The following is a 515-nucleotide window of genomic DNA, read 5'->3' as shown; positions in this document are numbered from 1 at the left end:
GCCTCGGAAACCAATCTGACCCTGACCGGCAATGTGCTGACCAATGACGTGCAAGGCGCCGACCGTGTGCCGACCGGCCCGGTCACCGCCGGAACCTTCACTGGAACTTACGGCACGCTGGTGCTGAATGCTGACGGTTCCTACACCTACACCCTCAACACCAACGATGCCGACTTCAAGAACCTGCACGGCGGTGGCAACGGCACCGAGACCTTCACCTACACCATCACCGATTCGGATGGCGACACCAGTACTGCGAATCTGGTTTTGCAGATCCACAACAATGACGATCCGGTGATTATCAGCGGCCTTGACGTTAACGGCGGCGAGCTGACGGTTTTCGAGAAAAACCTGAGTACCGGCAGTGCGCCGGATGCCACCGCGCTGACTCAAAGCGGCACCTTCACCATCACCGCACTGGACGGTGTCACCACACTGACCGTGGGTGGCATCGCCGTCGTCACCAATGGCGTGGCCGCCGGATTCCCTCAATCCATCACGACTCCGCTGGGCAG

1 protein-coding gene is annotated in these 515 nt (G+C 60.2%); it reads left to right on the top strand.

Features of this window, described 5'->3' with window-relative positions; genetic code table 11:
• A partial coding sequence (locus ACK6BI_RS28030) for a VCBS domain-containing protein (protein ID WP_409319666.1) occupies positions 1-515 on the top strand: 515 nt, incomplete at both ends.

The organism is Pseudomonas sp. KCJK9016 (assembly GCF_046231795.1).
In the GTDB taxonomy this organism is placed as follows: Bacteria; Pseudomonadota; Gammaproteobacteria; order Pseudomonadales; family Pseudomonadaceae; genus Aquipseudomonas; species Aquipseudomonas bananamidigenes.
This window is presented reverse-complemented; position numbering and strand designations above follow the sequence as displayed.